The organism is Epibacterium sp. MM17-32 (assembly GCF_022348205.1).
Lineage (GTDB): Bacteria > Pseudomonadota > Alphaproteobacteria > Rhodobacterales > Rhodobacteraceae > Epibacterium.
The window spans coordinates 49,404-61,614 of sequence record NZ_JAKRFC010000008.1; the positions used below are offsets into that span (position 1 = coordinate 49,404).

11 protein-coding genes are annotated in these 12,211 nt (G+C 65.3%); 4 read left to right on the forward strand and 7 right to left on the reverse strand.

Features of this window, described 5'->3' with window-relative positions:
• Positions 1–18: 18 nt before the first annotated feature.
• Positions 19–879, reverse strand: coding sequence for an acetylglutamate kinase (gene argB / locus MHM88_RS13810; protein ID WP_239323262.1), 861 nt, complete (start codon positions 877–879; stop codon positions 19–21).
• Between the two features lie 162 nt (positions 880–1,041).
• Between argB and MHM88_RS13815 the strand changes: the two genes are divergently transcribed.
• Complete coding sequence (locus tag MHM88_RS13815) at positions 1,042–1,773, forward strand: SDR family NAD(P)-dependent oxidoreductase (protein ID WP_239366144.1); 732 nt, start codon at positions 1,042–1,044, stop codon at positions 1,771–1,773.
• 46 nt (positions 1,774–1,819) lie between these two features.
• Here the strand turns inward: MHM88_RS13815 and MHM88_RS13820 are convergent, their stop codons facing one another.
• From MHM88_RS13820 to MHM88_RS13845, 6 genes are all read right to left on the reverse strand, one after another.
• Positions 1,820–3,232: a PepSY domain-containing protein gene (locus MHM88_RS13820; RefSeq protein ID WP_239366147.1), complete on the reverse strand. Its 1,413-nt coding sequence runs from the start codon at positions 3,230–3,232 to the stop codon at positions 1,820–1,822.
• Positions 3,233–3,300: 68 nt separating this feature from the next.
• Positions 3,301–3,651 carry a DUF2946 family protein gene (locus tag MHM88_RS13825; RefSeq protein ID WP_239366150.1) on the reverse strand — a complete coding sequence of 117 codons (351 nt, stop codon included), beginning with the start codon at positions 3,649–3,651 and terminating at the stop codon, positions 3,301–3,303.
• A gap of 16 nt (positions 3,652–3,667) precedes the next feature.
• Positions 3,668–4,318 carry a ribosome biogenesis GTP-binding protein YihA/YsxC gene (yihA, locus tag MHM88_RS13830; protein ID WP_005635897.1) on the reverse strand — a complete coding sequence of 217 codons (651 nt, stop codon included), beginning with the start codon at positions 4,316–4,318 and terminating at the stop codon, positions 3,668–3,670.
• On the reverse strand, positions 4,318–5,055 hold the full coding sequence (locus tag MHM88_RS13835; protein WP_239366153.1) for an MOSC domain-containing protein: 738 nt from the start codon (positions 5,053–5,055) through the stop codon (positions 4,318–4,320). The genes yihA and MHM88_RS13835 overlap by 1 nt, the downstream gene beginning before the upstream one ends.
• Entirely contained in the window at positions 5,052–6,884 is a 1,833-nt protein-coding gene (gene yidC, locus MHM88_RS13840; protein WP_239366156.1) for a membrane protein insertase YidC, read from the reverse strand. Before yidC ends, MHM88_RS13835 begins: the two co-directional genes overlap by 4 nt.
• A gap of 153 nt (positions 6,885–7,037) precedes the next feature.
• Positions 7,038–8,582 (reverse strand): bifunctional diguanylate cyclase/phosphodiesterase, encoded by a 1,545-nt coding sequence (locus MHM88_RS13845; RefSeq protein WP_239366170.1) that lies wholly within the window; start codon positions 8,580–8,582, stop codon positions 7,038–7,040.
• Between the two features lie 408 nt (positions 8,583–8,990).
• Between MHM88_RS13845 and ttcA the strand changes: the two genes are divergently transcribed.
• From ttcA to MHM88_RS13860, 3 genes are all read left to right on the forward strand, one after another.
• On the forward strand, positions 8,991–9,905 hold the full coding sequence (ttcA, locus tag MHM88_RS13850; protein WP_239366172.1) for a tRNA 2-thiocytidine(32) synthetase TtcA: 915 nt from the start codon (positions 8,991–8,993) through the stop codon (positions 9,903–9,905).
• Positions 9,906–10,149: 244 nt separating this feature from the next.
• Positions 10,150–10,704 (forward strand): ImuA family protein, encoded by a 555-nt coding sequence (locus tag MHM88_RS13855; protein ID WP_239366174.1) that lies wholly within the window; start codon positions 10,150–10,152, stop codon positions 10,702–10,704.
• A complete protein-coding gene (locus tag MHM88_RS13860; protein ID WP_239366176.1) occupies positions 10,646–12,124 on the forward strand; it encodes a DNA polymerase Y family protein in 1,479 nt (492 codons plus the stop codon). Before MHM88_RS13855 ends, MHM88_RS13860 begins: the two co-directional genes overlap by 59 nt.
• Positions 12,125–12,211: the final 87 nt, after the last annotated feature.

Sequence of the window (12,211 nt, forward strand, 5' to 3'; positions counted from 1 at the left end):
CGGACGCTCCCAGGCGAATCAGTCGCGGATCATCGAGCCCGCGCCGTGGTCGGTGAACAGCTCCAGCAACACCGCGTTGGGCACGCGGCCATCGACGATGGTACAGGCGCGGACACCGCCGCGCACGGCGGCCAGCGCCGTCTCGGTCTTGGGGATCATGCCGCCGGCGATCACGCCTGCGGCGGTCATCGCCTCGACATCGGTGGCCTTGAGTTCGGTGACCACCACGCCCTCGGCATTCTTGACACCCGCCACATCGGTCAGCAGCAACAGCCGGTCGGCCTTGAGCGCGGCGGCGACGGCACCGGCGGCGGTGTCGCCGTTGATGTTGAACGTCTCGCCCGCGCGGCCCGCACCAATGGGGGCGATCACGGGGATGAATTCCTTTTCAAAGAGGTTCCGCAGCATGTCGGCGTTGACCTCGGACGGGGTGCCGACGAAGCCAAGCGCCGGGTCGGTCATCTCGCAGGTGATGAGGTTGGCGTCCTTGCCCGAGAGGCCAATTCCCTTGCCGCCCTGAGCGTTGATCGCCTGCACGATGCGTTTGTTGACCATGCCGGAGAGCACCATCTCCACCACTTCCATGGTGGCGGTGTCGGTCACGCGTTTGCCGTTCACGAACTCGGATTGGATCTGCAATTTGTCGAGCAGCGAGTTGATCATCGGCCCGCCGCCGTGCACGATCACCGGGTTGACGCCGACCTGACGCAAGAGCACCACATCGCGGGCGAAGCTTTCCATGCCCTCGTCGCTGCCCATGGCGTGACCGCCGAGCTTGATGACCACGATGGCGTCGTCATAGCGCTGCAGATAGGGCAGGGCGCTCGAGAGGGTTTCGGCAGTGGCAATCCAGTCGCGGTTCATGTCTCTGGTCTTCATCGCTGTCAGGTCCTGAGGTGGCCCGGGGCGCGGGCGCGGGGTGTCACAAGGGTGTTACGCATTTCCGCTGCCGCTGCCAAGGGGGGGCTCCGCGTCCCATTGCAGATGCCGTTGCCGGTGCTACTGTTGCGGGTGCAGCATCAGCCCGCGAGAGGACATTCCATGCGTCGCAAAACCCTGCTTCTGACCGGCGCCAGCCGGGGCATCGGCCATGCCACCGTGCGCCGGTTCAATGCCGAGGGCTGGCGGGTGATCACCTGTTCGCGCCAGCCTTTCCCCAAGGAGTGTCCCTGGGGGGGGGGCGAGGAAAACCACGTGCAGCTGGATCTGTCGGACCCTTCGGACACCATCAACGCGGTTGGCGTCATTCAGGAACGGCTGGAGGATGGCAAGCTGGATGCGCTGGTGAACAACGCCGGGATTTCGCCCAAGGGACCGGAAGGGGAGCGCCTGAGCACGCTCAACACCGATTTGATGGACTGGGCCAAGGTGTTTCACGTCAACTTCTTTGCCTCGGTGGTGCTGGCGCGCGGCCTGCGGGAGGAACTGGCGGCCGCCAAGGGTGCGGTGGTCAATGTGACCTCGATTGCGGGCAGCCGGGTGCATCCTTTTGCGGGCGCGGCCTATGCGACCTCCAAGGCGGCGCTGGCGGCGCTGACGCGCGAAATGGCGCATGACTTCGGGCCGATGGGCGTGCGGGTCAATGCGATTGCGCCGGGTGAGGTGGAGACCTCGATCCTCAGCCCCGGCACCGACAAGATCGTGGAAAAACTGCCGCTGCGCCGGCTGGGCCAGCCCTCTGAGGTGGCGGATGCGATCTATTTCCTGTGCTCCGAACAGAGCAGCTATATTTCCGGCACCGAGATCGAGGTGAACGGCGCGCAGCACGTCTGAGCGGAGCGGGATTGGCCCGGCCTTGCGCGCAAAGCCGGGCCGAGGGTCAGCTGACCACGCGTTTGAGGCGGGGCAGGTTCGACAGGATCAGCACATCCAGTGCCAGCACCGCCAAGAGCGTCAGACCCACCAGCGGGAAGGCCAATGAGGCAAGGAGCCCGATCAGTACGGCACCTTTCCAGAACGGCAGGTCCTGAGGCACCGGCGGCGCGGCAAGACGTCCGGCACGCGCGGGGCGGCGCTTGAGCCACATCACCACGCCCGACACACAGACGAAGATCACCGAGAGGCAGAACACCGTGTTCAGCACGATGTTCCAAAGCCCCATGTCGCCCTCGTGAAAGGCAATGCCCACCGCCATGGACTTCCCGGCCAGTGAGTAGTCGGAGAATTTCACATCGGCGAGGATCTTGCCGGTGAACTGATCGACATGGACGGTGCGGTCGCACGTCGGGCAGGCGCTGTCGTTGCTCATGCTGTCCTGGTTGAGCGTGTAAACGCCGGTTTCATTGCCCGGAAACACGATGCGAAAACGGCCCTCGTAGCCCAGCGTACGCGCCAGCGCGTAGATGCTGTCTCCGGTCACAGCGCTGCCTTCGGGCAGGCCCGTGATCCCGGCGTCAGAGCCGGATTCGGGCATCGGGGTCTGCTCCAGCGCCCAAGGCGTGTCCTTCATGGCGCCATGGTTCATGTGGTCCGCGTGGGTGCTGTCCGAGAGCGGCACGGCCTCCCATTTCTGCGCCGGGAAGGTGGACCATGCCTGCACAAAACGCTCGCCCCAGATCCCGGCCCAGGACAGGCCGGACACCAGAAACACCACCAGAATGAGCGAGATGTAGACGCCGATCACCGCATGAAGGCTCTTCCACAGGGCGCGGCCCTTGGCGCGCAGGCGCGGCACAAAGGCAGAGGTCCAGTCGCCGCGGGGCCACCACAGATAAAGCCCGGTCAGCACCAGAACGATGGCGAGACCTGCGGCGATCTCGATGAGGCGATCACCGGTGTCGCCGATCAGCAATGTGCCGTGAATGTCTGAGAGGAAGTCATACCAGCCCGCGCGGCGGTCCCATGTCTCCACAACCTCGGCGGTGTAGGGGTCAACGGCGACCATACGCATGCCGCCCTCGGTGGCGACGCGCACCACGGCGGCGCGATCTGCGGCCTTGGGGCCGATCCATTCAACACGCGTGGCGCCGGGAATGGCGTTCACGGCCGCTTGGGTTTGCAGTTCGATGGGCTGCACGGTCTCGCCGACAGGCACGGCGACATACTCGCCGTCACGCCCATCGAAGACCGAGATATACATCATGCCGAGCCCGGTGAGCGCCAGCATGATGAGGAAGGGGATTACGTAGAGGCCCGCATAGAAATGCCAGCGCCATGCGGCGAAATAGAATTTTTGCGACAGGTTCGGGGTGGCGGGACGTCTATCCGCGCCAGCGGTTTGGCTGAGTGCCATTGTGGGAGTTCTCCATACCAGTAAAGCCGCGACAAAGCGCGGTGCAATCAGGGTGATTTTGCAAAGGATCAGGAGAGAGCGGGCGGGCCACGGGCATCATAGCGCCAGTGAAACCCGGCGCTGTGATGGGTGAAGGGCGCGCGCAACCACAGGTCGCGCTCCGGCCCCATCAGGGGCAGAGGCAGTTGCGTGGCCGTATGGGCCGCCAGCTGTGGCTGAGCGGCGAGGGGACAATTGCGGCTGGCGCTTTCGTCCTCCTCGTGGGCGGGCGCGTCATCGCCAAGCTCGACCCACATCTCTTGCGGCCCGTCGCCGGTACAGAGCACCAGCAGCACCTTGCCCCCCTGGGCGGTCACAGGCATCCAGCCCGCCGGGATCAACCCGGCGATCAGGATGGCCAGCAGGCCCAGATATGGCACAAGGCGGCGCAGGGGCTTAGTCCAGATGCGCGATGATGGAGCGCAGGGTGGCGATGCCGTCGCCCTTTTCCGACGAGGTCAGCACGATCTCGGGATAGGCGGCGGGGTGTTTGGAAAGCGCGTCGCGCACCTGATCGAGGATCTTGGCGCGGTCTTTCTCCTTCACCTTGTCGGCCTTGGTCATCACCACCTGAAAGGTCACGGCGGCGCTGTCCAGCAGCTTCATGATCTCCTCGTCGACCTTTTTGACACCGTGACGGGTGTCGATCAGCACAAAGGCGCGGCGCAGGGTCTGGCGACCGGAGAGATATTGTTTCAGCAGGCGCTGCCATTTCTCCACCACCGCCAGCGGCGCATTGGCGTAGCCATAGCCGGGCAGGTCAACGAGATAGAGCTCGGGCCCCTGGGTGAAGAAGTTGATCTCCTGCGTGCGCCCCGGCGTGTTTGAGGCGCGTGCCAGCCCCTTGGTGCCCGTGAGCGCGTTGATCAGCGAGGATTTCCCCACGTTCGAACGCCCGGCAAAGCAGACCTCGATGCGGTCCGCGGGCGGCAGGCCGGACATCGCCACCACGCCCTTGAGGAATTCGGACTGGCCGGCAAAAAGCTTGCGCCCGGTTTCTGCGGCCACTGCTTCGGGGTCTTCGGCGAGGGGGAAGGGAAGCTGCATCACAGAACCTCTAGGCTGTCGGAGAGCGCGATGTCGCCACCGCTCAGGACTTTGGCGCGGATGCCAAAATCGGTGTGGCCCCAATGCGCGCGCAGTGCCTTCAGCGTGTTGGCATCGCGTTCGCCGCTTTCGGGGTTGGTCTCGGTGGCGCGGCAGCGGGTGATGCGATCCACCACTTCCAGCCGGGTGGAGCCGATTTTCAGCTCCCGTCCCACCCAGTCGAATTCTTCAAAGGGGGCGGTGCCGTCGATCCAGAGGTTGCCACGGAAACGGCGCGGGTCGAGGTCTTGTTCCAAGGCCTCACCCAGCGCCTTCAACGAGGTCAGCGACAGGATCGAGACGGCAGAGAAATCCGCATCCGCCATGCCGCCCGCAGGGGCCTTGATCAGGCTGTGGGGCTGGGGGCGCTCGGCCGGGTAGATAGGCAGCAGCCAGTCCACAAGCCGCGCGCCCTCTGTGGCCGGATCAAGGGTGATCTCGCCCTGCTTGGGGTGGCGCAGCGTGATCTGGTCGCCGTGGGATTCGGAGGTGATCGCCATCAGCTCGGGGCCGAAACAGCCACGGGCAAAGTTCCGGCAGGGCTGCCACGCGCCGGTATCCTCGGAGGTGCCGGTCAGCACCGCCCAGGCCCGATCCAAAGGCATAGGCCCGCCTGTTTCCAAGCGGACCTCTGTCAGTGGTTCGGCCCCGATCCCCTTGATCGGGTGCCGCCACATCTGCCTGACAGTTGCTGTCATTTCTTTTCGGCCTTCTCGGCTTTTTCCTTGCGCTTGAAGCTCGACCTGATGTTGCCGAAGACGTCCGGCGTATAGCCGTGCGAGCGCATGATGAGGTATTGCTGGGTAAAGGTGATCACGTTGTTGGTGATCCAGTAGACCACGAGGCCCGAGGCAAAACCACCCAGCATGAACATGAAGACCCAAGGCATCCAGGCAAAGATCATCGCCTGGGTTTCATCCGTGGGCGCCGGGTTCAGTTTCTGCTGCACCCACATGGAAACCCCGAGCAGGATTGGCAGGATGCCGATGAAGACCAGCGCCAGGATCGAATCCGGTGTCGGCGCGCCCCATGGCAGCAGGCCAAAGAGGTTGTAGAGCGAGGTCGGATCGGGCGCGGAAAGATCCTGGAACGGGCCGAAGAAGGCCGAATGGCGCAGCTCCAGCGTCACGAAGATCACCTTGTAGAGCGAGAAGAAGATCGGGATCTGGATCAGGATCGGCAGACAGCCCGCGGCCGGGTTGACCTTCTCGCGCTTGTAAAGCTCCATCATCTCCTTTTGCATCTTCTGACGGTCATCGCCCGCGCGTTCGCGCAGCTTTTCCATCTCGGGCTGCAATTCCTTCATCCGCGCCATGGAGGCATAGGATTTATAGGCCAGCGGGAAGACGAGGATCTTCAGCAGGAAGGTGAGCGCGATGATCGCGACACCCATGTTGCCGATGGCGGCATTGAGCCAGTGCAGCACGGCAAAGATCGGCTTGGTGAAGAAGAAGAACCAGCCCCAGTCGATCGAGTCGAGGAAGCCTTCGATGCCGCCACGTTCGTATTCGCGGATGGTGGCCCATTCCTTGGCACCGGCAAAGAGCTGGGTGCTGGCCGAGGTGCTCTCGCCTGCCGCAAGCGTCACGGTCGGCAGTACGACGTCGGTCTGGTAGATGTCGCGGCGTTCGTCATATTTCGCGATCGCGCGGAAGGCGTCGCCCGGCGCGGGGATCAGGGTCGACATCCAGTAGTGGCCGGTGAAGCCGATCCAGCCATTTTCGGTGACCGGGGTGACCTGCGCGCGCGAGCCATCACGCGGATCGGGGTCGAAATCGGTCATGTCGTCATAGTCGATTTCGGCCAGCTCTCCGTCGGCCATGCCAACCACGCCTTCGTGCAGGACAAAGAAGTTCTCGAGGTTTGAAGGTTCGCCGTGGCGCGCCAATGTGCCGTAGGGGGCCAGGGCGACGGTGTCGCCGGAGGTATTGGTGACCGACTGGGTGATCGAGAACATGTAGTCCTCGTCAATGGCGATCTCGCGCGAGAAGGTGAGGCCATTGCCGTTGTCCCAGGTGAGGGTCACCGGGGTTTCGGGTGTCAGCGTCGCGCCTTCCTCGGCCTGCCAGCGGGTGTTGGCGGTGGGGACGTCCTCGATGCCGAGACCGGTGCCGGGGGCCCAGCCATAAAGCGCGTAATAGGCATTGGCCTGACCGGCGGGGGACAGCAGCGTCACGATGGGCGAATCGTCGTCCAGGGTTTCGCGGTAGTCCTTGAGGCGCAGATCGTCGATGCGCCCGCCGGTGAGGGAGATGGAGCCCTCGACCCGCGGGGTGTTGATCGTCAGGCGCGGGGTGTCTTCGACGGCCTCGGGTTCGGCGGCGGCCGCGTCGACCTCGCCGGTGGCCGCACCGGCACTGGGCGCGGCCGCGGGGGCAGAGGTGTCACCCGGTGTCGGCGTGGTCTCGGTGACTTGGGTGGCGGGCTGCGGGGCCTCCTCCGGGGGCGGGAAGAAGAAATACCAGCCGAGGATCACCAGGAAACTCAAAGCGGTTGCGAGCAGTAGATTCTTGTTCTGATCGTCCATCTGGACAGCCACCTCATGCATGCAAAGACAGGGTGTGGTTCAACAGAGGTCGGTCCGGAAGGTCAAGGGAAATCCGGGCAGCCAGCGCATCACTGGCGGCGGAAATCCCAAAAAACACAGGGAATCAGAGAACAGAAGCGGCTGTGGCCGGGGTCAATGGCGCTGACGACCGATCAGCGGCGCATCCTGCAGCTTGGCCTCGTGGGTGACCACCCAGTCGAGGGTCTGGTCGAAGGGCATGGGGCGGCCAATGCCAAACCCCTGCACGTGATCGCAGCCCAATTGCGCCAGCAGCGCGTGTTCGCCAACGGTCTCCACCCCCTCGGCGAGGGTTTGCAGCTCCAGCCGTTCCGCCATGGTGAGGATGGCGGCAATGAGCTTTTGCTGTTCCGGGTCGTGATCCGATTTGGTCACGAAGGAGCGGTCGATCTTGATCCGGGAGACACGGAAGCGGCGCACCGAGGCGATCGAGGCGTGACCGGTGCCAAAATCATCGAGATCGATATGGCAGCCCAGTTCGCCCAGAGCCTTGATGTTGCGGGCCACAACCTCGTCGGGCTGGTCGGTCATCACCGTTTCCAGCACCTCGATCGTCAGCCGCTCGGGACGCAGGCCAAAGCGATCCAGCTCCCAGCGGATCCGGTTGACCAGCGCCGGGTCGCGCAGCTCATCGGTGGCGAAGTTGACGCCCACCGACGGCACGTTGAGCCCCGCCGCGTCCCAGGCCTTGATCGCGGTCAGCGCCTGCTGGACCATCTGCTGGCTGAGTTTTTGCAGCAATCCGGCCTGTTCCAGGGCCGGCAGGAAGGAGGAGGGCGGGATCATGCCCTTGACCGGGTGGCACCAGCGCGCCAGGGCCTCAAACCCGGAGACCCGGCCGGTGTCGGTGCTGATCTGTGGTTGGAACCAGGCCTGGATCATGCCGTTTTCCAGCGCCATGGCCGCGTCTTCCAGCAGGTTGTCGGTCCGGTTCAGGTGCACATGGGTGTCGTTGGAGAAGGCCCGGATGCTGGAGGGGCCGACGCTGATCGCCTCGTCCAGGGCGGCAACGGCGCATTCGATCCAGCCGTTGGCAGCACCCTTGGGGGCGCGGTGGCGTTGGCAGATGCCGATCGAGCAGGACACGAACAGCGAGGTGCCATCCACGGCCACCGGCTCTTCCACCGCGACCTGGAGACGACCGGCAAGCTGGATGCACAGCTCCAGATCCAGTTGCATGACCGGGGCCAGGCAAATGGCAAAGCGGTTGCGTCCCAAACGCGCGACGGTATCGCGGTGGCGCAGCGTCGCGGTGATGCGTTCGCCGATCCGCTGCATCACGATGTCACCGGCGTCCTGGCCATGCGCGGCAATCAGGTCGTCGTGGTCGTCGATCTCCAGCACCAGCAGCGCCGATTTCAGGCCGCTGTCCTCGGTGCGGTGATAGATGGATTTGACGCGCGCCTGGAACCCGTCGGCCAGAATCATCCCGGTCAGGGCGTCCCGTCCGGGGGCGGGGGCCTTGTCCCGCATGAGGCTGCCCAGAACGGCAAACATCAGTGGCAACCCGAGGGCGGCCACCAGCAGCGCGGTTTCGCCGCCGAACCAGAAGGCCCCCAGCGTCAGCGCAGGCAGAAAGGCGAGCATTGGCGGGCCAAACACCACTTGCGAGAACCCGTCTCTGACCCGCTGTAGGAGACGTGAATTCGGTAGTTTCATAGCTGTAAGACCTTTCGACTTCGCCGGTGGTGCCTGCTCAGACTAGATCTTGGGTCTGACCGGAGAGTTAACGCGGATGTGAGTTTCCACCGGTTTCACGTCCGGCAGCCGGTTTTTTCGGGGCCATCCGCTGCGCGCGGCGTGAATTCGGATCGGAATGTGTCAGCCGGTGGGCAGCAGGGTGGCCGGCCCGGCCGCGGGGCGGATTGATTCCCCCGGGCCGGCCGCGAGACAGGCGCGCTGATGCGCCTTTTGGCGTTTTTCAGCATGGCGCGCGCGGGGCGCGGGGCTTTCAGTGCCGCTCCGGAGGTCCTGATCCGACGCCACGGGCGCCTATGGTCCGTTTCCCGCAACAGCAGGTGCGAGAAAGGCTTCCCGCCGCCAGCCGTTTGCCGTATTCACCCGGCCATGACCAATGACCTAGATGACATCCACCCGATCTTTCAGGGTGCGCCACAGACGACGGAATTCCGCAAACTGCGCAAGCGGATCATACGGTCCGTGCGCGAAGCCGTTGAGCAATACGGCATGGTGGACCGCAGCGATGCCCGCTGGCTGGTGTGCCTGTCCGGCGGCAAGGATTCCTATACGCTGCTGGCCGTGCTCATCGAGCTGAAGTGGCGCGGGCTGCTGCCGGTGGACCTGCTGGCCTGCAACCTCGATCAGGGGCAGCCGGGTTTTCCGGCGACGGTGCTGCCGGAGTTCCTGGAGAAAGTGGGCGTGCCGCATCGGATCGAGTATCAGGACACCTATTCGATCGTCATGGACAAGGTGCCGCAGGGCCGCACCTATTGCGCGCTCTGCTCGCGGCTGCGGCGCGGCAACCTCTATCGCATCGCCCGCGAGGAAGGCTGCTCGGCGGTTGTTCTGGGTCATCACCGCGACGACATCCTCGAAACCTTCTTTATGAATCTCTTCCACGGCGGCCGGCTGGCGACCATGCCGCCCAAGCTGGTCAACGAGGAGGGCGACCTGTTCGTCCTGCGCCCGCTGGCCCATGTGGCCGAGGCCGATTGCGAGAAATTCGCCCGCGCGATGAACTACCCGATCATCCCCTGTGATCTCTGCGGCAGTCAGGACGGGTTGCAGCGCCAGCAGGTCAAGCAGATCCTGGATGGCTGGGAAAAGAACAGCCCCGGCCGCCGCCAGGTGATGTTCAAGGCGCTGACCAATATCCGCCCGTCGCATATGATGGACCCGAAGCTCTGGGACTTTGCCGGGCTTGCGCTCCAGGAGGGGGCGGCCCTGTCGCAGTCGGCCACCGCCGCCGCAGAGCCAGAGGAGATCCCGGACCTGACACCGCCGCACGGCGTGGACGTGTAGATCGCGCGGCCCCGGGGCGCGGGTCCGACACCGGCGGACACGCGGAGGCGTGCCGCTGATCCGATCACGACCGCCGCTCGCAGTTCGTTGAAAAATAAGGGTATATTCCGGGCGCCATCGTCGCGCTCCGGATTGGTTGCTGCGCCGGGATGTGCCTGTCAGCGGCCCGCGCGAGGTCGGGGGTGACGGTCCGTCCGGTGACAGCAGGATTTTCAAACCGGCCTTCGAATGCTAAATCTGGCGTATGAGTGATCTTGATCCCCGTGTCTTTCCGCCTGCCAAAACCCGCACGCATGAGGTCTGCGGCCCGGGGGCCTATACCTTTGCCTTTGCGCTTGCGGCGCGGCTGGGCGGGCATTGCATGTGGGTGCGCGGCGGATGGGATTCGACCGAGATCAACCCCAATGGCTTTGCCGATTTCATCGCGCCCGAGGACCTGACGGTCTGCCGCACCAAGGACCAGCTGCAGACCCTGGCCGTCGCCGAAGAGGCGCTGCGTGCAGGGGCGGTCTCGCTGGTCGTGATGACGTTGAACAAACCCCTCGGGCTGACCGAAGGGCGGCGATTGCAGCTTGCGGCGCGGGATGGGCGCGCCACCGGGCTGGCCCTGATCCCGGAGGGGATGGGCAGCAATGCCGCTGAAACCCGCTGGCGCTGCACCCCGGTGTTTGATCCCGGGGACTCGACTCTGCAACGATGGGAGATTATCAAGAACAAATCGGGAACATTGGGTGTCTGGCATGTTCGATGGGATGCAGCGTCGCGTCGTTTCATTATGGTTTCCCCGGCTGGCGAGTGACCGGGTTCTGCGGGGCTGTTCGTTTGAGGGCCCCTTTGCCCTCACCCTCAAACAAAGCAATGCCAATCGCCTTTATTGCCTGAATGCGGTGGCGGAGGCGCAGGGGTTGCATCGGGGCATGTCCCATTCCGATGCCCGGGCCTTTTGCCCGGATCTGAAAACCGCCGTCGCGGTCCCGCCGGAGGATCAGCGATTCCTGCATGCGCTGTGCCGCTGGGCCAAGCGGTATTGCCCCTGGGTCGGGCTGGAGGGCCAGGACGGTCTGGTGCTGGATGTCAGCGGTTCTGCGCATCTTTTTGGGGGCGAGACGCAGATGCTGCGGGATATGCGCGCACGGTTGCTGCGGGCGGGGCTGACGGTGCGGGCGGGGGTGGCGGATACGCGCGGCGCGGCCTGGGCGCTGGCGCATCACGACGAGGGGATCGCCGCCCCCGGAGAGATGCTGCCGGCGCTGCGGACCCTGCCGGTGGCGGCCCTGCGGCTGGATGCGGGCACCGCAACGGCGCTGGCGCGGCTGGGGCTGCGCACGATCGGCGATCTTGCCGATGCGCCGCGCGCGCCGCTGACCCGGCGGTTCGGGCCCGAGGTGCTGATGCGGCTGGATCAGGCGCTGGGGCAGCAGCCCGAAGAGATCACGCCGCAGGCGGATCCGCCTCACTACGGCGTGCGCCTGACCTTGCCGGAGCCCATCGGTCTTGTCGATGATGTGCGGGCCGGGGTGCAGCGGCTGCTGACCCAGCTTTGTGCCAAGCTGAAGGCGCAGCAGGCGGGGGCGCGCAAGCTCTGTGTCACGTTGCGCCGGGTCGATCAGGATCACCAGCAGGTGGAACTGCGCCTGGCCCGCCCGTTGCGTGACGCGCAGCGCATCCTGCCCCTGTTCGAGCGCGGGCTGGCGGAGGTGGATGCGGGCTTTGGCATCGATCAGCTGCGGCTGGAGGCGACGCAGGTCGAAGCGCTGCCGGCCGAGCAGGTCACCCATGTCGGCACCGGGCAGGCAGGGCAGCTGGAGGATCTTGTCACCCGCATCGGCACCCGGATCGGGTTGGAGAATATTCAACGGTTCCTGCCTGCCGACAGCCATATCCCGGAGCGCAGCTTTATCGTGGCGCCGGCGGCCTATTCGGACCCGGCGGGGGGCTGGTCCCGGCTCACCCCGCGCCCGCTGTGCCTGTTTCCCCCTGAACCCATCGCAGGGCAGGGGCCGGAGCCACCCGCCCGTTTTCGCTGGCGGCGGATGTCGCTGACCACGGGGCGTGCCACGGGGCCCGAACGCATCGCCCCGGAATGGTGGCTGGAGGATGACAACTGGCGGTCGGGCCTGCGCGACTACTGGCAGGTGGAGACCGTGCAGGGGCGGCGGCTCTGGCTGTTCTACACGCCGCAGAACCCCGGATGGTTTGTACAGGGAGAGTTCGCATGACCCAGACCGACCGCACGCCTCCGCCCGCCACGGCACGGCACGGGGATCGTCCGGCGGCGTCCACGCCCCCCACGCCGCCGCCGACGG

Bases quoted from the DNA above. Each gene is read 5' to 3' on its own strand.
- argB (WP_239323262.1), bottom strand. From the start codon at position 879: ATGAAGACCAGAGACATGAACCGCGACTGGATTGCCACTGCCGAAACC.
- MHM88_RS13815 (WP_239366144.1), top strand. From the start codon at position 1,042: ATGCGTCGCAAAACCCTGCTTCTGACCGGCGCCAGCCGGGGCATCGGC.
- MHM88_RS13820 (WP_239366147.1), bottom strand. From the start codon at position 3,232: ATGGCACTCAGCCAAACCGCTGGCGCGGATAGACGTCCCGCCACCCCG.
- yihA (WP_005635897.1), bottom strand. From the start codon at position 4,318: ATGCAGCTTCCCTTCCCCCTCGCCGAAGACCCCGAAGCAGTGGCCGCA.
- MHM88_RS13835 (WP_239366153.1), bottom strand. From the start codon at position 5,055: ATGACAGCAACTGTCAGGCAGATGTGGCGGCACCCGATCAAGGGGATC.
- yidC (WP_239366156.1), bottom strand. From the start codon at position 6,884: ATGGACGATCAGAACAAGAATCTACTGCTCGCAACCGCTTTGAGTTTC.
- MHM88_RS13845 (WP_239366170.1), bottom strand. From the start codon at position 8,582: ATGAAACTACCGAATTCACGTCTCCTACAGCGGGTCAGAGACGGGTTC.
- ttcA (WP_239366172.1), top strand. From the start codon at position 8,991: ATGACCAATGACCTAGATGACATCCACCCGATCTTTCAGGGTGCGCCA.
- MHM88_RS13855 (WP_239366174.1), top strand. From the start codon at position 10,150: ATGAGTGATCTTGATCCCCGTGTCTTTCCGCCTGCCAAAACCCGCACG.
- MHM88_RS13860 (WP_239366176.1), top strand. From the start codon at position 10,646: ATGTTCGATGGGATGCAGCGTCGCGTCGTTTCATTATGGTTTCCCCGG.